We start from the raw sequence: 21,152 nt of genomic DNA on the forward strand, positions 1-21,152 counted from the left end.
CGACGGGAGTCCGCATGAACGCCATGCCACGCCTGGTTCCACTGCTGCTCGCCACCGTTGCGGCGCAGGCATTCGCGGCCGACGACAGCCTGAGTGTCGGCTTCGGCCGCACCGATTACAGCAACGGCTATGGAACCCGCGACCTGTTCACGGTCGAGTACGTCAACCGGTCCGGCGCCAACACCGCGGTCGTGCAGGCATCCGCCGCCGAACGCAGCTACGACGACGGCGACGATTTCGACGGCGTCGCCCTGTCGGGCACGCTCTACCGGGACTGGAGCCCGGGGATCTCGACCCGCACCAGCGTGGCGGTGGCCAGCGACGATCCGGTGTTCGTGCGGCGGGCGGTGGACCAGGACGTCACCTTCAAGCCGATGGCCCGCACCACCCTTACCCTGGGCGCGCGCTATGCCGAGTACTACGGCGACAACCACGCCGGCATCGCGTACCTGGCCGGCGCCTACTACTTCCCGCGGCTGATGCTGCGCTACCGATACTCGCACTACCGCCTGTCCGGCAGCGGCTCCAGCCACGGCAACCTGCTGATGCTGCGCTATCGCGACCGCGGCGGCGAGGGCGCGACCCAGCTGTGGCTGGGACAGGGAACCTCGATCCGCGAATACGACTGGTCGCCGATCGTGCAGGCGGGTGATTTCCGCAGCGTGACACTGCGTCGCGTGCAGCCTCTTGCGCCCGGGCTCGCGCTCAACGCCTTGGTCGAGCAGGCGTGGTACGAGACACCGGTGGGCGACTACGAGGGCGTCACCGTCGGGCTCGGCCTGGCCTGGAAATGGTGAGAGGCGGCCACCGGGCCGCGAATGGGTCGAGCCGCAGCGCGCCTGGACCCGATGAGCGTGGCCCGGGTGCGCGACCAGGTGCTGCTGGACAACACCTTCCTGCAGGCGCTGGACGGGCGCACCTTCAGCGTGGCCGGTGCACGCCGCATGGAGCGGTGACAGGCGCCACGGAAAGTGCTGAACTGGCCGCGGACCGCATGCCCGGTCCACTGCGTATGTCCTGTGCAGGGAGGCTTTCGACCCATGAACGCCGCAACACTGGTACGTACCTGCCTGCTGGCCGGCCTGGCCATCGCCTTCGCCCCGCCGGCCGCCGCGGCCGACGTCGCGCTGCTGGCCGCCGCCCGCGCCCAGGAACCGGTGGTCATCCAGTCGCTGCAGGACATGGTGGCGATCGAGTCCGGCTCGGACGATGCCGAGGGCCTGGCCGCCCTGGCCCGCTACCTGGAAGTGCGGCTGCAGGCACTGGGCGCGCGCACCGAACGGGTGCCCGGCGCCACCGGCAAGCCGCCGGGCCTGGTCAAGGGCACGTTCCAGGGCCGCGGCAAGGCGCGGATCGGGCTGATCGCGCACATGGACACGGTCTATCGCCGCGGCATCCTGCAGAGCGAGCCGTACCGGCGCGACGGCAACCGGCTGTACGGGCCTGGCATCGCCGACGCCAAGGGCGGCATCGCGGTGATCCTGCATGCGCTGGAGCTGCTCAAGGCGCGCGGCTGGGACGACTACGCCGAACTGGTGGTGCTGTTCAACGCCGACGAGGAGGTCGGCTCGGCCGAGTCGGGCGAGATCATCGCCGCACTCGGCGAACGCGCCGACGTGGTCCTCTCGTTCGAGCCCACCGCGGCCAAGGCGGTCGCCGGCAGCGAGGGCGTGCTGCTGAAGGCCGCCGGCACCGCGCAGGCCCGGCTGCGGGTCGAAGGTCGCGCCGCCCATGCCGGTGCGGCGCCGGAGCAGGGCCGCAATGCGCTGCTGGAACTGTCGCACCAGCTGGTGCGCACGCGCGACGTCGCCGCCACGGTGCCAGGCGCGCAGATGAACTGGACCACCGCCAGCGCCGGCACGGTGCGCAACCAGATCCCCGACCACGCCGAGGCCGGCGCCGACGTGCGCTTCCTGCAGGCCGATGCGCCGGAGCGGCTGCTGGCGGCATTGCAGGACACGGTGTCGCGCGGGCAACTGGTGCCGGACACGCGCAGCACGGTCACGCTCGAGGTCGCGCGGCCGATGTACGTCGCCGGCGACAAGGGCATGGCGCTGGCGCGGCTGGCGCAGTCGATCTACGCCGAACTGGACGGCCGGCCGCTGCTCCTGATCCCGGAAACCAGTGGCGGCACCGACGCCGGCTTTGCCGGACGCCCGGACCATGCCGCGGTGCTGGAAAGCCTCGGCCTGGCCGGCTGGGGCTACCACGCGCGCGACGAGTACATCGAGGTCGACTCGATCGTGCCGCGCCTGTACCTGGCTGCACGCATGCTGGTCGAACTGGGCCGGCAGGCCTCGCAGGACCCGGCGCGGTGAAGGCGCTGCGCGGTCCGCTGGCGGCGCTGCTGCTGTCGCTGGCGGCGTTCGCCGCCATGGCGGCCGAAGACGATCCGCCGCCGACCTTCGCCTTCGTCGGTCGCCTGCTGTCGATCGAGCCGGAGCCGGATCCGTGCGCGGCGAAGAACCGCCAGTCCGGCGAACTGGCGTGCCTGATGCTGGATTCGCTGTGGCGCGCGCGCTACCGGGTGCTGCAGCCGGTGGCCGGCCGGCAGGCGGACGAGGTCGTCGAGTTCCTGGTCGCCGACCACTACGGCTTCCCGCCGTTCGCCCGTTTCCCGCAGGCGCTGCTGTTCGTGAGCCAGGGGCCGGACGGCGCCTGGCTGCACAAGTACCAGGGCATCGCCGTGTTCCCGACCCGCGACGGGCAATGGGCCTCGTGCGGGCAACCGTTCGCCCGCCGCAGCGACGCGCCGGTGCCTGCGCCGCGGCCCATCGCCTATCGCGACGACCTCGACGCCGGTACCACGATCGATCGCGCGGAACTGCGCCAGCGGTTCGAGCCGGACGACTACACGGTCGTCGACGGCCACCTGCGTTGCCGCCGCGGCCTGCCCCTGCCGGAGCTGTACGAAGGCGTGCGCAGCGGGGTGATGCGGGCGCGCGGCGTGCCGTTGCCGCCGTGGACGGCGGACGGCGCGTCCTAGGCCGGCGACCGACCGTCGGCTCCTCGCCCGTCGTCCCGGCGAAAGCCGGGACCCAGTGCCTTTGTCGCCACGCCAACCTGTCGCGGCAAAGCATTCAAGTCGCTGGGTCCCGGCGTGCGCCGGGACGACGGTGCTGGCTGTTGCAGGCGGCATCTGCGACTCGGCGTCGCGCTTGCATTCGACCTCGTTCGGCTGGGCTGGCGCCCGGCGAATCGCTGCGGGCCTGGTCCCGGATAGGGTGGCGCCAGCCGCTTGCTTCCTTTCGTCGATGGCTGCGCCAACATCGCCGCGGCTTATGCTTCCCGCCCATGACCCTCCGACGCCGCGCCTGGACCGCCTTCCGCTCGCTGCTGGCCGTGCTGCTGGCATTCGCCGCGGTGTTCGCGGTCAATCTCCTCGGCAGCTGGCTGGCCGCGTGGCTGGTCCTGCCGGCGGGCGGTTCGCCGCGCCTGGCCTGGGATCTGCTGTGGGTGGTGCTGTCCGGCATCGCCGGCGCCTGGGTGGCGGTGCGCTCGGCGCCGTGCACGCCGCGCGGCCATGCGCTGGCGTTCTTGCTGCTGATGCTGGCGATGGACACTGCCGCGGTGGTGCGGATGGGCGCCGATTTCCCGCTCTGGTTCAGCGCCGGGCTGCTGCTGACCCTGCCGCTGCAGGTGTGGCTGGGGATGCGGCTGGCGCTGGGCCGTAGCCGCTGACCGGAGATCGCGCGGCCCGGCATCGCGCGGCCGCAGCGCGGCGCCGGGAAAGCCGGCAGCCACCTCAGCGCGCCTTGCCGGCCTTCTTCGCGGTTTTCTTCGTGGCCTTCTTCGCCGCTTTCCTGGCGGGCCTGGCGGCGGTCTTGCCTGCCGCCTTTTTCGCAGGGGCCTTCTTCGCGGCGGCCTTGCGCGGCGCGGCCTTCTTCGCCGGTCGCTGCGCCGGCGCAGCGGGGGTCGGGGCCGCCGGCTGCAGCGCCGCCTCCCAGCCGCCGAACAGCGCGGTCCAGTCCGCCTCCAGCGTCGGCAGCGGCAGCCCCGCCTCGTCCAGCGCGGCGAAGGTGTCGCGCTGCCATTCCAGCAGCGCGTCCTGCAGGCCCTGGGTGAAGGCCGACTGCGCGGCCACCGCGATCTGCGCGGCCGCCTGCTGGTCGCCGAAGCGCTGCTGCAGCTGGCGCCAGAACGCGTCGGCCGGCACCGACGCCAGCTTCTGCCAGTCCTGCGTGTACAGGATCTCCTGCAGTTCGGCGCTGCCTTCGACGATGCCGTCGTTGACCAGGCGCTGGCCCAGTTCCAGCCAGTGCCGGCTGCTGTCCTGGGCCAGCTCGGCCAGGCGCGCCTGCAGGTTGACGTTGGCTTGGTACAGGGCCAGGGGAAGGGCGGTGGGATCCTTCATGCGTGCGTCCTCATGTGGGGAGGGAGGCATGGGCGGCGGACCGGGGCGCGCTTGCACGGTTGCGCGCCGGCACGCGGCCGCACCGCCACGCTAGCCGCTGCAGGAGTGCCAGGCAACGCCGCCGGTCGGTTCATTGGTCGAAGGTCACCCGGACCGAGGCGGCGCTGCGTTCGGCCGGGCCGTGGTACACGGCCTCGATGTTGTTGCCGTCCGGATCGAGCGCGAACGCGGCGTAGTAGCCCGGGTGGTAGGGGCGTTCGCCCGGGGCGCCGTTGTCGCGCCCGCCGTGGGCCAGCGCGGCGGCGTGGAAGGCGTCGACCGCCGCACGGTCGCGCGCCTGGAAGGCCAGGTGGTGGCGGCCGGTGAGCTGGCCCGCGGCGGCTTCGCTGCCGGCGGTGGAGACGAACAGCTCGTCGGCCCAGAACCAGTCCTCGCCGCTGCCGGCCAGCGGGATTCCCAGTACGTCGAATACCGCGGCGTAGAACTCTCGGCTGGCTTCCAAGTCGCGCACCACCAGCTGCAGGTGGTCGATCAGGCGGCCGCGGTGCAGTTCCATGGTTTCCATCGGCGATTCTCCGGTCGAAGTGGGCCCGTGAGTGTGTCGCGGGCGGGTAAAGCGCGCGTGAGCGTCCGCCGGGACGTGCGGGGTCCCGGCCGCTCCGGTGCGGGCCGGGTATGCTGTGCGCACCGTTCCGTCCGAGCCGCAGGAGCCGTCCCTTGAGCACTCCCCGTCTTCGCATCGCAGGTATCGCCGGGCCGCTGCTGCTGTGCGGCCTGCTCGCCGCCACCGCCGGCTGTTCGTTCTCGCCCACCGCCGCGCGCAGCACGCCCGCCGGCAAGGTGACGGTGGTGCTGCCGGCGTCGGCCCTGCCGGGACAGGGCTACGCGTTCGTGCCGATGCCGGCGGTCACCGCGCCGGAGCAGGACGCGCGGGTCCAGGACGCGCAGTTCCGCGCGCGCCTGCAGCAGTCGCTGGACAGCGCCCTGCAGGCCAAGGGCTACCGCCCGGTGGAGCTGGCCCGCGCCGACTTCCTGGTCGCCTGGCGGGTGGGCGTGCGCGACGTGCGCGAGGTCACCGCGGTGCAGGAGGACGTGGGCGGCACCACGCCGATGGCGGCGATCCAGTGCACCGGCGGCCGCTGCTCGCAGCTGGTGGTGCGCAGCGACGACGGCACGCCTGTGGTGCGTTACAACACCCGCGAGCGGACCGAGGGCGGGCTGCTGGTGGAGATGATCGAGCCTGGCTCGATCCAGGTGGTCTGGCGCGCGCTGAACACCGGCACCGTGAGCCCAGGCGATGCCGGGCAGGCGCGGCTGGATGCGATCGCCGGCAACACCTTGTCGCAGCTGCCGGCACATCGTCCCTGACGACGAAGCGGCGCGTCGCCTTTGCGAAGGCCTGATAGCTACCGGCATCCCCATGCAGGCGGGCAGTGCAGCCAAGGCGCTGGGTTCCCGCCTACGCGGGAATGACGAGCAAAAGGCAAACTGACGAATTGAACCGCAGCCATGCACGCCCGGCCATTGGCCGGGCGTGCATGGGCCGGCGTTACTACGGCGTCGGGTCGGGCGACTTCGGGTTGGTGGACGGCACCGGCCGCGCCTTGGCGCGGGTGTCCTTCTTCTCGCCCGGGGTCATGCCGCGCTCCTTGCCGGCATCGAATTCCTCGTCGGTGATGTAGCCGTCGCCGTTGATGTCGTAGCGGGCGAAGTCGTCAGCGGTCTTGCGCCCGCCGGCGGTGAACTCGGCCAGCGACAGGCGGCTGTCGCCATCGGTGTCCATCTTCCGCACCTTGTCGGTGCTGGACAGGTTGCCGTCGCCGGCCGTGGCGCTTCCCGCGGCGAAGGCGCTGGCGGCGGCCAGGGCGATCAGGCAGGGCAGGGTCTTGCGGTTCATGGGGGGGCTCCTGTTGTGGAAACGGGGACACACAAGGCATCCGTGCCGCCATCGTTCGATACATCGCGTTGCCGTGGCGAGAACGCAACGCACAGGTCGCGTGAAAACACCGGTGCCACGCGCCCGTGGCGGGCGTGAGGCCTTTGCGGAACGGACGCGCGGCGCAGCCGCGGTTCAGCCGGCCAGCGCCAGGCGCACGGCTTCGCGTTCGCCGGACAGGACCGGATCCGCGGTCTCGTCGGTCCAGACGCGGAAGTGTTCGAGCGTGTTCGGGCCGAAGGTGCTGCTGATCGCCACGTCCGCCGCGTCGCGGCCGCGCGCGATCAGCACCCGGCCGATGCGCGGGACGTTGTGGCGCGCGTCGAACGCGTACCAGTCGCCGTCCAGCCAGACCTCGAACCAGGCCGAGAAGTCCATCGGCGCGTCCATCGGCGGCACCCCGATGTCGCCCAGGTAGCCGGTGCAGTAGCGCGCCGGGATGTTCAGGCACCGGCACAGCGCGATCGCGGCATGGGCGAAGTCGCGGCACACGCCGCGGCCTTCCTCCAGCGCGCGCAGCGCGCCGCGGGTGGCGTCGGCGTGGGCGTAGCCGAACGCGATCGCGCCGTGCACGTGGTCGCAGATCGCCTGCACCCGTGCCCAGCCAGCCTCGACGTGGCCGAACCGGTCCCAGGCGTACTGCATCAGCGCATCGGTCTCGCAGTAGCGGCTGCCGCGCAGGAACAGCAGGGTGTCGTCGGGCAGCGCCTCCACCGGCACCTGCATCGCCTCGGGCTGCTGCCGGTCGGGCAGGCCGCTGTCGCGCACGATCGCGTCGGCGGTCAGCATCAGCAGGCCGGCCGGGGCGGTCAGGCGGGTGCAGGTGTTGCCGAAGCCGTCGCGGTACTGGCGCAGTGGCACCGCCGGCAGGGTGCCGAGGGGCAGCGAGGCGACGACGTCGTGGCTGCGCGAGCCATGAACGTCCAGCATCACCATCATCGGCGTGGGCTGGACGAAGCGGTAGGCGATCTCGAAACCGAGGCGGATCAGCATCGGCGTGCCCGGGAGCGGAGGGGGGATGGCCAGTGAAGCGGAGCGGCGCGCAACATCGCGTGAAACGGTTCGCGGCAGGCTGTCCGGTTCAGGTCCGCCGCATACGCGCCATTCACGGCTTCGTCGCCAAGGTCGGGCGCGTTCCCTGTGGAGTGTCCGCCATGCAGCATCGCCGATTGCGTTTCGGCCGCGGCTTCCGCGTGCTGTTCGACTGCCGCGGCGTGCAGGCCGCGCAGATGGTGATCGCGCCCGGCGGCTGCGAGGGCGGGCCGGACAACCGCCACCGCGGCGCCGAGCAGTGGCTCTACGTGGTCTCCGGCAGCGGCGTGGCGATCGTCGACGGCGCGCGGCGCGCGCTGGCGGCCGGCAGCCTGCTGCTGATCGAGCGCGGCGAGCCGCACGAGATCCGCAACACCGGGCGCACGCCGCTGAAGACGCTCAATTTCTACGCACCGCCGGCGTACACGCCGGCGGGCGACGAGCGGCCGGCCGGGCGCGCGCCGCGGCGCGGCTGAGGGCGCCGCCGCGGCTCAGTGCGCGACGACCACGCGATTGCGGCCGTCGTGCTTGGCCTGGTACATGGCGCGGTCGGCGCGTCGGACCAGGTGCTCGCGGCTCTCGCCCAGCTGCCGCACCGCTACCCCGGCGCTGAAGGCCACCGTGATGCGCTGGCCCTCGTGCACCGCCGGCTGCGACGCCAGCAGCTTCTGCAGCCGCTGCACCACCGCGCGGGCCTCGGCCAGCGGCGTGCCCGGCAGCAGAAGCACGAACTCCTCGCCGCCGTGGCGGCAGACCGCGTCGCCGGCGCGCAGGCCGGCGTTGGCGGTGGCCACGACGTGGCGCAGCGCGGCGTCGCCGCCGGCGTGGCCGTGGCGTGCGTTGAGCCGGCCGAACTCGTCCAGGTCCAGCACCACCAGCGACAGCGGCCGGCCCTCGCGCTCGGCGCGCGCCGCCTCGGTCTCGTACAGTTCCTCGAAGCCGCGCCGGTTCAGCGCACCGGTCAGCGGATCGCTGCGCAGCAGGTCGCCCACGTCGCGCAGCTGCAACTCCAGTTCGCGGATCCGCGCTTCGGCCGCCTCGACCTCGGCACGCGCGGCGAGCATCTGCTCGCGCGAGCGCAGCGCCTGCTGCTGCAGCCGCGCGGTGTCGTCGAGCACGTCCTCCAGGCGGTGGCCGAGGTCGGCGATGGTGCGCGACTCGCGGATCGCGTGCATGTGCGCCTCGAGCCGGCACTGGTACTCACCGGTGTCGGTGGCCATCCCGTCCAGGCGTTCGACGAAGGAGACCATCATCAACCGCATCGCGTCCTTGGACTGATCGATGCCGTTCTTCAGCAGGCCCTGCTGGTAGGCCAGCTCGCGCAGGCCCTGGCGGGTGGCCTCCAGGGTCTGGCGGTCGGGGTTGCCGGCCAGCAGCTCGCGCACCACCGACACCTGGCCACGCAACCAGCTGCCGTCGTCGAGCAGTTCGAACAGGTTCTCCAGCAGCAGGTCGAACAGGCTCAGCATCAGCGCCTGCTGCTCGGCGGCATCGCCGGCATGCACGCCGACCTGGTGGCACAGCTCGCGGACCCGGCGCGCCAGCGGCGCCAGGTCGCTGCCCGGGCGCCACTGCTTCAGCGCCGTGCCCAGCGCGCTGGACTCGTCGGCCAGTGCCGGCAGCGGCTGCAGCAGCGAGGCCAGGGCCACGCCCACGGCCTGCCGCAGTAGCTCGCGCAGCTGGTCCGACTCGACCAGCGCGCCGCCGGCGTCCAGGCTCGCGGCGAAGTCGCGCAGGTACTTGTCCAGGAACTGGTGCAGCAGGCGCTGGCAGGTGCGCCAGTCGTCCTCGCGCAGCGCCGACTGCAGGCGCCGGCCCAGCCCGCCCAGTTCGCCCGGCAGGAGCGCCATGCCGTCGGCGAACGCCGGCAGCACCGCCGCCGGTCCGGCAGCCACGGTCGCGGCCGCGGGATCGCGGGCGGGGACGGCGGGGCTGGGGTCGAACGGCATGGTCGGGCTCCGGTTGGCCGGCGCGTGGAGGCGGCGCACGGCCGGCAGGCATGCGCAGGGACAGGTTTTGGGATTAGCGGCCGCTCCCGGCCCGGGTTTAGCCCGCGCCGCAGCATGCCGCGGCGGCCGCCGAGGGCGTAGGCTCTGCGGCGCGGCACTGGCGCCGCGGGACGAGGGGAGACCTTCATGCAGACGCAGACCGGGCCGGTGCGGCCTCGGGGCTACTGGTGGGTGGCGATCCTGGCGCTGGTGTGGAACTTGATCGGGCTGGTCTTTTTCGCCGCGCAGGCGACCCTGGATGAGGCGGGCATGGCCGCGCTGTCGGAGGCGGACCGGCAGGTCCATCTGGCCACGCCGGGATGGGTGTACGTGGCTTTCGGCTTCGCGGTGGTAGGTGGCGTGCTCGGCGCGCTGTGCCTGCTGCTGCGCCGGCGCTGGGCAGTGTTGATGTTCGGTGTGTCGCTACTGGCGCTATTGTTACAGATCACCGGTATTTACTTGGTCACGCCGGCTTGGGAGGCCTATGCCTTTGCGGGTCTGAAGATGCCTGTGTTGCTAGTGGCCATCGCCGCGGCGCTGCTGACGTATGCGAAACACTGTGAATCGCTTGGGTGGCTACGTTCCACATGGGGGGTGAAGATAAATTGTCAGAAATGCAATGCACAGATACTAGATTCCTCAAAATTCTGCGCCGCATGTGGCAATCAGGTGGACAGAGCCGGGAATCTTAATGTGTCAACGTCCGTACAAAGACCTGCAGCGGTGCGTGTTGGTGGTTGGCTCACTCTGTTTTGCATCTTGCTCACTGTCATTTTTCCATTGAGTAGTTGTTCGGGAATGGCGGAGTATTCAGATTTAGCCACCAAGCATGGAGTTAGCGCTGATTCTCCGCTTTATGCCGCAATAGGACAAAATGCTTTTGGCGGCGCAATTGCGGGCATATATGCATTTATCGTGGGATTGCGAATCTGGACTGGATCCCCTAACGGAAGAAGGATAGCTATAACCTTTTTAGTTATATATCCACTCATTACGTTTCTATTCAATGTCATTGCATTGAGCATGCTGGGTGATGCGCAAGGCTCCGGGGAAATTCGTGTGGCGCTTATTTCCAGTATTCTTGGATCGTTTTTATTCAGCGCAATTTGGCTTCCTTACTTTAAATGGTCAAAGCGAGTAAAGGCCACGTACGCCAGTGGCGATAACGTGAAGCCAGATAACACCCTTGGCGTGTCCCGCGACGGATAACACAGGCCGGCATCGCCTCATGCAATTACATGCTCCGAGTCCCTGACCAAACGCAGGATCCGTCCGGCTTGCCGGGAGATGCGGGGCAGCATCCCCCATTCTAGGGGAGGCTAATAGTAGTTTAGGGCCATAGGATCGTTCGATGCTCGATGCAAACTTTATAAATCGCTACTCGAGGCTGCTTGAGGCTCGCACTGCCGAACGATTACGGCAGTTTCCCTCTGAGCTTCGACAAATCTCAGCAAGAGCGGCACAAAGAGGCATTTTTCACTCTAGTGTTCACGCATCACAAGTACACCAAGCGCATGAGCGAGAACTCGAAGTTCGCGCCATATTGGCTTGGGAAAGCCTGGCTAGAGTTCAACGCACACTCGGAACTCAGCCGGATGGTACGCTCAGACAAGATCTTAAGCGGCAGCTATCTTCACAGGTCAACTCGTTCTGCGCTGAACTGTCTCAGTCTCTACAACAGCAGCTCCAGCGCCTTCCGAGGAATCAAGTTCTTTCACTTGATGCGATGCGTCAACACTTGATCCAGAAGCACGATGTTGAGATTGATCTCTACGTGGATTCACTGATGAACAGTCCTGAACAAGACTCGGCACAGGCACAGTACAACTTTTACGGTTCTGTTGGTGCAGTGCAAACGGGCGCAAATGCACAGGCAAACGTTGTCCAAAATCTGGGTGCTGATGACCGCGCCGCGCTCACAGAGTCACTAACGCTTATTCGTGACGCATTACAACAAGCGAGCGATCTAGCCGAGACACAGAGACAAGAACTGCTAGAGATTGCTGCAGAGTGTGAAACCCAGGTGGTTGCCGACTCTCCAAATAATACAAAGCTCCTGACAATGCTTACGATACTTGGGACAGCAGTCCAGTCAATTGCGAGTGCGCGTCCCGCGTATCAAGCACTCAGAACGGCCCTTTTCCCACTAGGCATTACTCTGCCATGATGGCCCTTGGCAATTCTTTCAAGCCGATGTCGCTTCGCGGCACATAAGGCGTTAGTTCCTTCTGTAGGAATAACACGTGACCCGATTTTTGTCGCTCGCACTCTTGCTCGCGCTGTCGTCCCCTGCCAGCGCCATCGTCATCCGGCATGATGTTGACGACTCGAAGTATCGCATTACGGCCTCTGAATTCCCTGCGCTCGTCGATATGCCCAGTGAGGGGCACGGCGTACTGATTGCCCCGCAGTGGGTGATCACCGCTGCCCATACGATCCCGCTGCACTCCGAACTCAAACAAGTAGGTATCAACGGAAAGCCCAGGGACGTTGAGCGCACCGTCATCCACGCTGGATACAAGCCGCTGCCACAAGAACTGATCGACCACGCGATGGCCAGTGGCGAAGCAATTTTGATCGTGGTGTTTATTTCGTCGTCTGACGACATCGCGCTGGTCAAGCTGGTCGAGCCCGTCACGGATGTCGTCCCTGTCGCACTCCACGAAGACAGCGTGCGGCCCGGCGAGATCGTCAAGATCATCGGGAAAGGGGCGACCGGCAACGGCGCTGCAGGATACAGTCTCGGTGGGCGTAACCGGACGGAGCTTCGTCGTGCCTACAACGAGATCACCAGTGCTTACGACCGCTGGTTTTGCTATCGGTTCGACGAGCCGTCATCGGCTTTGCCCCTAGAGGGTGCCCTTGGCAACGGGGACAGCGGTGGTCCCGCGCTTATCCAGGTCGAAGATCAATGGCTTTTGTCCGGGTTGGCCTCTTGGAAAGTGATTGAGGGCCATGTGGTGAGTGCCAAATACGGTCGCTATGACCAGGTGACCTGCAATGTGCGTTTGAGCCATTACGCCGACTGGATTGAAAGTGTAGTGTCTGGACAGCCGTAGGTGAATTGACACTCGAAGTGCAACGCCCCGCATAGCTCTTGGATTCCCGTGGAATTCGCTGTCGTTGTCCGCTCGTCGCATCGTCGGCCTTCCGGTCGCTACACTGCGTGCCCGTTTCCCCGGCGATTCCCATGACCGCTCCGGTTCGACTGGCCCAGCGCGTGGCCGGACTGTTCAACCTCTCGCGCGCCGAAGCCGAGCAGTTCATCCGCAACGGCTGGGTGTCGGTGGACGGGCAGGTGGTGGAGGCGCCGCAGCACAAGGTGACCGTCGAGCGGGTCGAACTCGACCCGGGCGCCCGCCTGGAAGCGGTGGAACCGGCCACGATCCTGCTGCACAAGCCGCCCGGTTTCGATGCGATCACTGGCCCCCGGCCCGCCAGTGCCCTGGTAGCGCCGGTGTCACGCTGGGCCGACGACCCCAGCGGCGTGCGCCTGCTGCGGCGGCATTTCCATCGCTTGACCCCGCTGGTGCCGCTGGAGACCGAGGCCAGCGGGCTGATGGTGTTGACCCAGGACGGTCGGGTGTGGCGCCGCCTGAGCGAAGACGCGGACCAGATCGAGCACGAGTACATCGTCGAGATCCGCGGCGGGATCGCCCCTTACGGCCTGCATCGCCTGTGCCATGGCCTGACGTACGACGGCCGGGTGCTGGCGCCGTGCAAGGTCAGCTGGCAGAACGAGACCCGGCTGCGCTTCGCGATCAAGGGCGTGCGGGAAGGGCAGCTGCACGGCATGTGCGAGCAGGTGGGCCTGGAGGTGGTGTCGATCCGCCGGCTGCGCATCGGCAAGGTCGCATTGGGCAAGGGTCCGGACGGCGCGATGCCGCCCGGCGCATGGCGCTACCTGCCGGTGGGCGAGCGGTTCTGAGGCCGGCTCGCGCGCGGCTGCACCGCTTCGTCGACCGACGGCCCGTCTGCTGTTCCGCGTGGACAGGACCGGGTCGGTCGCAACCGCCCGGTCGCCTGGCCTAGTTCCCGTCTTCCGCCGCCGCCTCGCGGCCCTGTTGCCGGATCAGCGCTTCCTCGCGCGCATCATTGATGGCGTGGCGGACGCTGTCCAGGTCGACCGCGCCCTCGTCCGGCGTGAACTCGCCGGTCAGCTCGGTATCGGGCCGCAGTGCGCCGGCCTCGAACAGGGCCCACATCTCCTCGCCGTACCAGGTGTCCAGCAGCTCGGGCGCCCAGCGGCCGAGGCTTGCGGTGAGGTTGTTGACGTCGCGCAGCAGCATCGTGCGCGCCGCGTTGTTGCCGCCGGCGCTGACGACCTGCGGGAAATCGATCACCACCGGCCCGTCCGGGCCGACCAGCACGTTGTAGGCGGACAGGTCGCCATGGATCAGCCCGCAGCACAGCATCAGCACCACCTGCCGGACCAGCACGCGGTGGTATTCGCGCGCCTGCTCCGCGCCCAGCTCGACCTCGCCTAGGCGCGGGGCGGAGAAGCCCTCCGCGTCGGTGACCAGTTCCATCACCAGCACGCCGTGGAAGTAGCCGAACGGCTCGGGCACGCGCACGCCGGCGGCGCGCAACTGGTAGAGCGCTTCGACCTCGGTGTTCTTCCAGGCGGTTTCCTGCTGCTTGCGCCCGTACTTGCTGGCCTTGCCGATCGCGCGCGCCTCGCGGCTGCCGCGCACTTTGCGGCCTTCCTGGTACTGCACGCGTTGCTGGAAGCTGCGCTGCGCCATGTCCTTGTAGACCTTCGCACAACGCACCTCGTCGCCGCTGCGGACGACGTACACCGCCGCTTCCTTGCCGCTCTTGAGCGGTCGCAGCACGTGATCGATGACGCCGTCATCGATCAGCGCCTGCAGGCCTGGGGGAGTCTTCACGGGTTCTCTGGGGGAGGTGGCGCGGCGAGGCCGGCCATGAGGCGGCAGATTTTCGCATCTTCGGGCAGGTGTAGCCATGGCGGGATGCGGCTGCCTGCAGGCAGCGCCCGGCACGGGCCTGGGGGAGGCCGCGCCCGGCAGTCTGCGGCCTCCCGGCTTTGAACGGTCCGCATGCCGGCGTGGCGGTCGCGGTCCGCCCTGGGTGGCCGCCGTCTGCGGATGCGCCTGTGGCATGCGCCGGCGCCCCATGCAAGGCTGTACCCCACGTACGCAGGAGGTCGCATGGACATCGGCATGATCGGACTGGGGCGGATGGGCGCGAACATGGCCGCGCGGCTGCAGCGGGACGGACACCGCGTGGCGGGGTTCGATCCCGGTGCGGCCGCGCGCCAGGCGGCGGCGCAGGCGCACGGACTGGAGGCGTTCGATTCGCTGCAGGCGTTGCTGGCGGCGTTGCCGGCACCGCGCGCGCTGTGGCTGATGGTGCCGGCGGGTGCGCCGGTGGACGCGACCCTGGAAGCACTGCGGCCGCTGCTGCAGGTGGGCGACGTGGTGGTGGACGGCGGCAACTCCAACTACCAGGACAGCCAGCGTCGCGCCGCGGACTGTCGCAGGGACGGCGTGCACTTCCTCGACTGCGGGACCAGCGGCGGCGTCTGGGGGCTGGCCGAAGGCTACAGCCTGATGGTCGGCGGCGACGCGGCCGCGTGCGAGCGGCTGCGGCCGCTGTTCGAGACCCTGGCGCCGGCGCCCGATCGCGGCTGGGGCCGGGTGGGGCCCAGCGGTGCCGGGCATTTCGCCAAGATGGTCCACAACGGCATCGAGTACGGAATGATGCAGGCCTACGCGGAAGGCTTCGCGATCATGCAGCGCAAGGAGTCGCTGGCGCTGGACCTGCCGCAGCTGGCGGAGATCTGGCGGCATGGCAGCGTGGTGCGCTCGTGGCTGCTGGACCTGGCCGCCGAGGCGCTGCATGACAATCCGTCGCTGGAGGGCATCGCGCCCTACGTGGCCGACTCCGGCGAGGGCCGCTGGACGGTGGCCGAGGCGATCGAGCTGGACGTGGCCGCGCCGGTGATCACCCTGTCGCTGCTGGAGCGGCTGCGCTCGCGCGAGAAGGACTCCTTCGCCGACAAGATGCTGGCGGCGTTGCGGGACCGGTTCGGCGGGCATGGGGTGAGGCAGGGCTGAGGTGCATGTCGCCCTGCCTTCTGTAGGAGCCGGGTTCAGCCGGCGACACGCCACCTCGGCACAGGCGACTCGCTCATGGTTCCGACGCCCGTGTCGCCGGCTGAACCCGGCTCCTACAAAAGAGCCTGGCGACATGGCCGTTGTAGGAGCTGGCTTCAGCCGGCGACATGCCACGCAGGCACAGGCGACTTCCTCGTATTCCCGACGCCCGTGTCGCCGGCTGAACCCGGCTCCTACAGGGACGCCGCTGGTCAGGGGAAGGGGATCTCGCGGCGCTGGGCGTCGCTGAGCAGGCCGGCTTCGATCACGCGCATGACCTGCAGCGCCTCGTCGGCGGTGACCGGCGGCGGTGCGCCGCGGAGGATCGCGTCGCGCATGCCCGCGTAGAAGGCCAGGTAGTCGCCGGCCGGCGCGGGTGATGGCGCTTCCTGCACGCTGCCGTCGTCGCCCGCCCGCAGCAGCGTGCCCGGGCGCGGGTCGCGGCCCCAGCCGGCGGCGCCGGGCACGGCGCCGGCGCGCAGTGCGTCCTCCTGCGGGTCCAGGCCGTGCTTGATCCAGCTGCCGCCAGTGCCGTGCACGGCGAAGCGCAGGCCGTGGCCGGGCACCAGCGCGCCGGCGTGCAGGACCGCGCGCAGCCGCGGGTAGCGCAGCTGCACGTGGAAGTAGTCGGTGGCCGAGGCGCCGCTGCGCTGGCGGGCCAGGTCGGCGGCGACCGCCAGCGGCGGGCCGAACAGCTGCAGCACCTGATCGACCAGGTGCGGACCCAGGTCGTACCACAGGCCGCTGCCGGGGCCTTCGCGGTCGCGCCAGCGGTCGGGCACCTGCGGCCGGAAGCGGTCGAAGTGCGAGTGCAGCTCGGCCACCTCGCCCAGCGCGCCGTCGTCGAGCAGGGCGCGCAGGGCGAGGAAGTCGGCATCCCAGCGCCGGTTGTGGAACACGCCCAGCACGCGGCCGGTGCGCGCGGCCGCGTCGCGAACGGCCTGCGCCTGGGCCACGTTCAAGGCGAACGGTTTGTCCACCACCACGTGCTTGCCGGCGGCCAGCGCAGCCAGTGCCAGTGGTGCGTGGCTGTCGTTGGGCGTGGCCACGACCACCAGGTCGATGGCCGGGTCGGCGAACGCCTGCGCCGGATCGGCGAGCACGCGCGCCTGCGGGTACGTGGCTGCGACCTTGTCCGCCTGGCGCGAGACCACCGTATGCAGGTGCAGGCCCGGCGTGGCCGCCAGCAACGGTGCGTGGAAGACGCTGCCGGCCAGGCCGTAGCCGATCAGTGCGACATGCAGGTCGTTGGCCATCGGCGGAACTCCGTGATTCCGGCCCGGCATTACACGCGGCGATGACGCCATCGTGCAAGCGCGCTCACCGCGCTGAACGCAGCACAACCTTCACGCCTGGATTCACTGCTGCTGTACGCGGCGCCGCCGAGACTCCCACCACACCCACCCGACGAGGAGTTACCGATGCGCAAGCAAGCTTCCATCCTGGCGGTCGCCATGGTTGCGGCCCTGAGCGGCGCCACCGCACTGGCCAACGACGACAACAAGCCGGCCAAGAACCCGGCCGCCGAGAGGGAATCGGCGCAGCCGGTCAACGACACCTGGATCACCACCAAGGTCAAGTCCAGCCTGCTGGCCGACACCGACGTGTCTGGCACCGACATCAAGGTCGACACGGTCAACGGCGTGGTCCACCTCAGCGGTACGGCCGCAACCCAGGTCCAGGCCGACAAGGCCAAGAAGATCGCCCGCGACATCGAGGGCGTGGCCAGCGTCGACACCTCGGCGCTGCGGGTGGCCGGTCGCTGATAGCCGGACACACGGTTCTGGCGCACCGGAGTGACGACGGGCGCCATGGCGGCGCGGAGCTTCGCGGCTCCGCGCCGCTTTCTGTTGCATCCGCCAACCTCCCGCAAACCTTCTGTTACATCGGGTTACATGCCCGCGCATGCGTGGTGCAGTGCCCGTTTATGCGTACGCGTTGACCGCCGCGGCGGATGCCTCCGCTAGAATCGGGTCGCCCCCGTCCCGCCCCCCGCCCCGATGCCGAGCGACCCCAAGCCCACCGACGCGAGAGTCGAGTCCCTGCTCGCGCGCATGACCCTCGAGGAGAAGGTCGGGCAGCTGGGGGTGTTCGCCGACATGGTCCGGCCATTCGCGCCGGACGTGAACCCCGACGCCAACGTGCACAACGCCGCCGAAGTGCTCGAGCAGGTGCGCGCCGGGGGCGTGGGCGCGCTGTTCAATGGCGTCGGCGCCGCGCAGGGCCTCGAGATCCAGCGCGTGGCGGTGGAGGAGAGCAGGCTCGGCATCCCGGTGCTGCTGGCCGCCGACGTGATCCACGGCATGCGCACCGTGTTCCCGATCCCGCTGGGCGAGGCGGCCAGCTTCGAGCCGGCACTGGCCGAGCGCACCGCGCGCGCTACCGCGGTGGAGGCCACTGCCGCCGGCATCCACTGGACCTACGCGCCGGCGGTGGACATCGCCCGCGACCAGCGCTGGGGCCGCGGTGCCGAGGGCGCCGGCGAGGATACCTTCCTCGGCTGTGCGTTCGCCGCCGCGCGGGTGCGCGGCTTCCAGGGCCAGGACCTGCGCGCCGCCGACTCGCTGCTGGCCACGCCCAAGCACTTCGTCGGCTACGGCGCGGTGGCCGCGGGCATGGACTACAACTACGTGGAGATCGCCGAGGGCACGCTGCGCGACGTGCACCTGCCGCCGTTCGAGGCCGCCCTGGACGCGGGCGCGCTGGCGGTGATGACCGCCTTCAACGACATCAACGGCGTGCCGGCCAGCGCCAACCACGCGCTGCTGACCGGGGTGCTGCGCGAGCAGTGGCGGTTCCCCGGGGTGGTGGTGTCCGACTACACCGCCGACATGGAGCTGGTCGCGCACGGCTACGCCGAGGACGACCGCGACGCCACCCGGCGCGCGTTCCTGGCCGGGATGGACATGAGCATGCAGAGCGGCTTCTACGCCGCGCACCTGCCGGCGCTGGTCGAGTCCGGTGAGGTACCGATGGCGGCGCTGGACGCGGCGGTGCGGCGGGTGCTGTCGCTGAAGGCCGCCATCGGCCTGCTCGACGATCCGTACCGCTCGCTGGACCCGGCGCGCGAGGCCGACACTTCGCACTTGGCCGCGCACGAGGCGCTGGCCCGCGACGCGGCGCGGCGCTCGATCGTGCTGCTCAGGAACGAGGGCGAGCTGCTGCCGCTGCGCCGCGATGCGCGCATCGCGCTGGTCGGCCCGTTCGCCCGCGACACCGACAACATCGAAGGTTGCTGGACGCTGTTCGGCGACAAGTCACGCTACGTGACCCTGGAGTCCGGTATCCGCGCCGCGCTGCCCGACGATGCCGTGCTCGAGGTGGTCGACGGCTGTGCGCTGGAGGCGCCGATGGAGGGCGGCATCGAGGCGGCGGTCGCCGCCGCGCGCCGCGCCGGGGTGGTGCTGCTGGCGGTGGGCGAGCCGCAGCGCTACAGCGGCGAAGCACAGTCGCGTACCCGGATCGTGCTGCCGCCGGCGCAGCAGGCGCTGGCCGAGGCGGTGGCCGCGACCGGCACGCCGGTGGTGGTGCTGTTGCGCAACGGGCGTGCGCTGGCGCTGGAGGGCGCGGTGCGCGACGCGCAGGCGATCCTGGTGACCTGGTTCCTGGGCAGCCAGACCGGGCATGCGGTGGCCGACGTGGTGTTCGGCGACTACAGCCCCTCGGGCCGGTTGCCGGTGAGCTTCCCGCACGACTCCGGGCAGCAGCCGTTCTTCTACAATCATCCGCGCACCGGGCGGCCGGAAACGCCGGCGATGTCCGAGTTCAAGGCGCGCTGGCGCGAATATCCCAATACCGCGCTGTATCCGTTCGGCCATGGCCTGGGTTATAGCCGCATCGAATACGGCGCCACTTGCGTCGATGCGCCGGCGATGGCGTGGGACGGCAGGGTGGTGGTGCGCGCCACGGTGCGCAACGCCGGAGACCGTGTTGCCGAGGAGGTGGTGCAGCTGTACGTGCACGATCGGGTCGGCAGCCGGGTGCGGCCGGTGCGCGAACTGAAGGGGTTCCGCAAGCTGCGGCTGCAGCCGGGCGAGGCGCGCGAGGTAGTGTTCGAGCTGTCGCGCGCGCAGCTGGCCTTTACCTGCGCCGATGGAAGCCGTGGCGCCGAGCCGGGGACGTTCGATGTCTGGATCGCGCCATCGTCCGCGACCGGCGAGCCGGCGCGATTCGAACTGCTGCCACCCTGATCTCCCCCGCGACTGTGTAGGAGCCGGCTTCAGCCGGCGACACGAGCGTTGGAACCATGAGGGCGTCGCCTGTGCCGACGGCGTCGCGTCGCGGGCAAGCCCGGCTCCTACAACAACGGTGTGGCTGCTGTTCTGTAGGAACACAGCTTGCTGGCGACTCGGGCGTCGGGATCATGAGAGCGTCGCGTGTGCCGACGGCGTCGCGTCGCCGGCTGAACCCGGCTCCTACAACAGTTGCGGCGCGGGCGCCTTCTGTAGGAGCTGACTTCAGTCGGCGACACGGGCGTCGGGACCACGAGAGCGTCGCCTGTGCCGATGGCGTCGAGTCGCCGGCTGAACCCGGCTCCTACAACAGTTGCGGCGCGGGCGCCTTCTGTAGGAGCTGACTTCAGTCGGCGACACGGGCGTCGGGACCACGAGAGCGTCGCCTGTGCCGACGGCGTCGGGTCGCCGGCTGAACCCGGCTCCTACAGGAAGCAAAGAGCGGCGGGGTCAGGTGCCGTGCGGCTCGCCGCGTTCCCAGGCGCGCAGGACGGCCTGGCGTGCGCGGTTCCAGTCCAGCCGCGACGGGCCCTTGCTGGTTTCCCATTCGTGCTGCAGGTCGCTTTCCAGGCTGTTGAAGTCGCGGTCGGCATAGCGGCGCCGCGCACCGTAACCGAGCCGGTAGGCCGCGTCGTAGTCGTCGTAGCTGTCGCCCTCCAGGAAATACGGCTCGCTGGTGAACTTCTGGTTCCAGTACCCCGAATCGGGGAACGGCTCGACCGGGGCGCGTCCGGGAATCTGGTAGCCGGGTTGCGGGCTCATGATGCGTCTCCTCGTGCTGATCGTCGATGACCACACCTTAACGACGCGACGGTTAACCACCGCGATAGGCGGCGTGATCGTGAAGTTATGCGGGCAGCCACCATGCACGCGCGTGGCGCGTACATGTTCCTGCATGCGCAAGCGCATCAACTCACCGCGCTGGCTGCCTCGTACGGCAGCGGCACCGCGCCGGCCTGCATCACCGCCGCCTCGGCGCGCTGCAGTGCTGCCTCTTCGGCGTCGATCACCACCAGGATCTGCCCGGCCTCGATCGCGTCCTCGAAGCGGCGCCGCACCGGATCGGGCACGGTGGCGCCCACCAGCGCCGCCGACCAGCTGCCGACCAGCGCGCCGACCGCGGCCATCAGGCCGGCGCCGGCCAGGGTGATGCCCAGCGGTGGCACGGCCACCGCGACCAGCCCGGCGACCAGGCCGACCGCGCCGCCGCCGGCGGCGCCGCGCAGCGCGGCCGGCACCGAATCGGTGTGCGCCTCGCGCAGGTCGTCGGGCACCGACTCCATCTCGATGTCGGAGCGGGCGATCAGCGACAGCGAGTCGCGGTCGATGCCGGTATCGCGCGCGGCCGCCAGGGCGGCCTGCGCGGCGGCGAGGTTGGGCGTGGCGTAGATGCGGCGGGTCTTCATGGTACGGGCGCTCCGACGGCCTGCGGCCGTCACTGTGGAGCGTCACTGTCGGCCCGCCGCGGTGATCCGGGCGTGAGCGCGAGGA

General features: G+C 69.7%; 22 protein-coding genes and 2 pseudogenes. 15 read left to right on the forward strand and 9 right to left on the reverse strand.

Features of this window, described 5'->3' with window-relative positions; genetic code table 11:
* The first annotated feature begins 14 nt into the window (after window positions 1-14).
* From WQ53_RS10395 to WQ53_RS10410, 5 genes are all read left to right on the forward strand, one after another.
* Window positions 15-797 carry a YaiO family outer membrane beta-barrel protein gene (locus WQ53_RS10395; RefSeq protein WP_052632100.1) on the forward strand — a complete coding sequence of 261 codons (783 nt, stop codon included), beginning with the start codon at window positions 15-17 and terminating at the stop codon, window positions 795-797.
* A 21-nt stretch (window positions 798-818) separates the two neighbouring features.
* The gene (locus WQ53_RS17070) at window positions 819-956 is read left to right on the forward strand and encodes a hypothetical protein (protein WP_158497838.1); all 138 of its coding nucleotides are present in this window, start codon (window positions 819-821) and stop codon (window positions 954-956) included.
* A gap of 84 nt (window positions 957-1,040) precedes the next feature.
* Window positions 1,041-2,318 (forward strand): glutamate carboxypeptidase, encoded by a 1,278-nt coding sequence (locus WQ53_RS10400; protein WP_052632101.1) that lies wholly within the window; start codon window positions 1,041-1,043, stop codon window positions 2,316-2,318.
* The gene (locus WQ53_RS10405) at window positions 2,315-2,986 is read left to right on the forward strand and encodes a hypothetical protein (protein WP_052632102.1); all 672 of its coding nucleotides are present in this window, start codon (window positions 2,315-2,317) and stop codon (window positions 2,984-2,986) included. The genes WQ53_RS10400 and WQ53_RS10405 overlap by 4 nt, the downstream gene beginning before the upstream one ends.
* Window positions 2,987-3,294: 308 nt before the next feature.
* Window positions 3,295-3,681, forward strand: coding sequence for a hypothetical protein (locus WQ53_RS10410; protein ID WP_052632103.1), 387 nt, complete (start codon window positions 3,295-3,297; stop codon window positions 3,679-3,681).
* A 64-nt stretch (window positions 3,682-3,745) separates the two neighbouring features.
* Here WQ53_RS10410 and WQ53_RS16810 read toward each other — a convergent pair whose 3' ends face one another.
* Together WQ53_RS16810 and WQ53_RS10420 are read right to left on the reverse strand one after the other, a co-directional pair.
* Complete coding sequence (locus WQ53_RS16810; RefSeq protein ID WP_052632104.1) at window positions 3,746-4,354, reverse strand: phasin family protein; 609 nt, start codon at window positions 4,352-4,354, stop codon at window positions 3,746-3,748.
* 130 nt (window positions 4,355-4,484) lie between these two features.
* Window positions 4,485-4,919 carry a VOC family protein gene (locus WQ53_RS10420; protein WP_052632105.1) on the reverse strand — a complete coding sequence of 145 codons (435 nt, stop codon included), beginning with the start codon at window positions 4,917-4,919 and terminating at the stop codon, window positions 4,485-4,487.
* A gap of 152 nt (window positions 4,920-5,071) precedes the next feature.
* Here WQ53_RS10420 and WQ53_RS10425 point away from each other — a divergent pair, with 152 nt between their 5' ends.
* Entirely contained in the window at window positions 5,072-5,722 is a 651-nt protein-coding gene (locus WQ53_RS10425) for a DUF4136 domain-containing protein (protein WP_052632106.1), read from the forward strand.
* Between the two features lie 184 nt (window positions 5,723-5,906).
* Here the strand turns inward: WQ53_RS10425 and WQ53_RS10430 are convergent, their stop codons facing one another.
* Both WQ53_RS10430 and WQ53_RS10435 read right to left on the reverse strand, forming a co-directional pair.
* Window positions 5,907-6,251, reverse strand: coding sequence for a hypothetical protein (locus WQ53_RS10430; protein WP_052632107.1), 345 nt, complete (start codon window positions 6,249-6,251; stop codon window positions 5,907-5,909).
* A gap of 174 nt (window positions 6,252-6,425) precedes the next feature.
* Window positions 6,426-7,283 carry a transglutaminase-like domain-containing protein gene (locus tag WQ53_RS10435; RefSeq protein ID WP_052632108.1) on the reverse strand — a complete coding sequence of 286 codons (858 nt, stop codon included), beginning with the start codon at window positions 7,281-7,283 and terminating at the stop codon, window positions 6,426-6,428.
* Window positions 7,284-7,444: 161 nt separating this feature from the next.
* Here WQ53_RS10435 and WQ53_RS10440 point away from each other — a divergent pair, with 161 nt between their 5' ends.
* Entirely contained in the window at window positions 7,445-7,798 is a 354-nt protein-coding gene (locus WQ53_RS10440; RefSeq protein WP_052632109.1) for a cupin domain-containing protein, read from the forward strand.
* Between the two features lie 15 nt (window positions 7,799-7,813).
* Here WQ53_RS10440 and WQ53_RS10445 read toward each other — a convergent pair whose 3' ends face one another.
* Window positions 7,814-9,271: a GGDEF domain-containing protein gene (locus tag WQ53_RS10445; protein ID WP_052634041.1), complete on the reverse strand. Its 1,458-nt coding sequence runs from the start codon at window positions 9,269-9,271 to the stop codon at window positions 7,814-7,816.
* A gap of 186 nt (window positions 9,272-9,457) precedes the next feature.
* Here WQ53_RS10445 and WQ53_RS16365 point away from each other — a divergent pair, with 186 nt between their 5' ends.
* The 4 genes from WQ53_RS16365 (at window position 9,458) to WQ53_RS10455 (ending at window position 13,238) form a co-directional block, all read left to right on the forward strand.
* Complete coding sequence (locus WQ53_RS16365) at window positions 9,458-10,519, forward strand: DUF2569 family protein (RefSeq protein ID WP_082112972.1); 1,062 nt, start codon at window positions 9,458-9,460, stop codon at window positions 10,517-10,519.
* A 142-nt stretch (window positions 10,520-10,661) separates the two neighbouring features.
* Window positions 10,662-11,477 carry a hypothetical protein gene (locus WQ53_RS16815; protein WP_144409301.1) on the forward strand — a complete coding sequence of 272 codons (816 nt, stop codon included), beginning with the start codon at window positions 10,662-10,664 and terminating at the stop codon, window positions 11,475-11,477.
* Window positions 11,478-11,553: 76 nt separating this feature from the next.
* A complete protein-coding gene (locus WQ53_RS10450) occupies window positions 11,554-12,369 on the forward strand; it encodes a S1 family peptidase (protein ID WP_052632110.1) in 816 nt (271 codons plus the stop codon).
* A 131-nt stretch (window positions 12,370-12,500) separates the two neighbouring features.
* Window positions 12,501-13,238, forward strand: a complete 738-nt coding sequence (locus tag WQ53_RS10455) for an rRNA pseudouridine synthase (protein WP_052632111.1) — start codon at window positions 12,501-12,503, stop codon at window positions 13,236-13,238.
* A 100-nt stretch (window positions 13,239-13,338) separates the two neighbouring features.
* On the opposite strand, the gene WQ53_RS10460 is transcribed toward WQ53_RS10455, so the two are convergent.
* Window positions 13,339-14,199: a PA4780 family RIO1-like protein kinase gene (locus WQ53_RS10460; RefSeq protein WP_052632112.1), complete on the reverse strand. Its 861-nt coding sequence runs from the start codon at window positions 14,197-14,199 to the stop codon at window positions 13,339-13,341.
* 282 nt (window positions 14,200-14,481) lie between these two features.
* Here WQ53_RS10460 and gnd point away from each other — a divergent pair, with 282 nt between their 5' ends.
* On the forward strand, window positions 14,482-15,390 hold the full coding sequence (gene gnd / locus WQ53_RS10465; protein ID WP_052632113.1) for a phosphogluconate dehydrogenase (NAD(+)-dependent, decarboxylating): 909 nt from the start codon (window positions 14,482-14,484) through the stop codon (window positions 15,388-15,390).
* A 251-nt stretch (window positions 15,391-15,641) separates the two neighbouring features.
* Here gnd and WQ53_RS10470 read toward each other — a convergent pair whose 3' ends face one another.
* Window positions 15,642-16,685: an oxidoreductase gene (locus WQ53_RS10470; RefSeq protein ID WP_052632114.1), complete on the reverse strand. Its 1,044-nt coding sequence runs from the start codon at window positions 16,683-16,685 to the stop codon at window positions 15,642-15,644.
* A gap of 165 nt (window positions 16,686-16,850) precedes the next feature.
* Between WQ53_RS10470 and WQ53_RS10475 the strand changes: the two genes are divergently transcribed.
* The 3 genes and pseudogenes from WQ53_RS10475 to WQ53_RS17420 form a co-directional block, all read left to right on the forward strand.
* Window positions 16,851-17,195, forward strand: a complete 345-nt coding sequence (locus WQ53_RS10475) for a BON domain-containing protein (RefSeq protein WP_052632115.1) — start codon at window positions 16,851-16,853, stop codon at window positions 17,193-17,195.
* 234 nt (window positions 17,196-17,429) lie between these two features.
* Window positions 17,430-19,260 (forward strand): annotated as a pseudogene (locus tag WQ53_RS10480) (glycoside hydrolase family 3 N-terminal domain-containing protein); the annotation flags it as partial.
* A gap of 104 nt (window positions 19,261-19,364) precedes the next feature.
* Window positions 19,365-19,619 (forward strand): annotated as a pseudogene (locus tag WQ53_RS17420) (fibronectin type III-like domain-contianing protein); the annotation flags it as partial.
* 492 nt (window positions 19,620-20,111) lie between these two features.
* Here the strand turns inward: WQ53_RS17420 and WQ53_RS10485 are convergent.
* Together WQ53_RS10485 and WQ53_RS10490 are read right to left on the reverse strand one after the other, a co-directional pair.
* Window positions 20,112-20,423, reverse strand: coding sequence for a hypothetical protein (locus WQ53_RS10485; protein ID WP_052632117.1), 312 nt, complete (start codon window positions 20,421-20,423; stop codon window positions 20,112-20,114).
* Between the two features lie 146 nt (window positions 20,424-20,569).
* Window positions 20,570-21,067, reverse strand: coding sequence for a hypothetical protein (locus tag WQ53_RS10490; protein ID WP_052632118.1), 498 nt, complete (start codon window positions 21,065-21,067; stop codon window positions 20,570-20,572).
* Window positions 21,068-21,152: the final 85 nt, after the last annotated feature.

The sequence above is a fragment of the Pseudoxanthomonas suwonensis genome (genome assembly GCF_000972865.1).
Taxonomy (GTDB): Bacteria; Pseudomonadota; Gammaproteobacteria; order Xanthomonadales; family Xanthomonadaceae; genus Pseudoxanthomonas; species Pseudoxanthomonas suwonensis_B.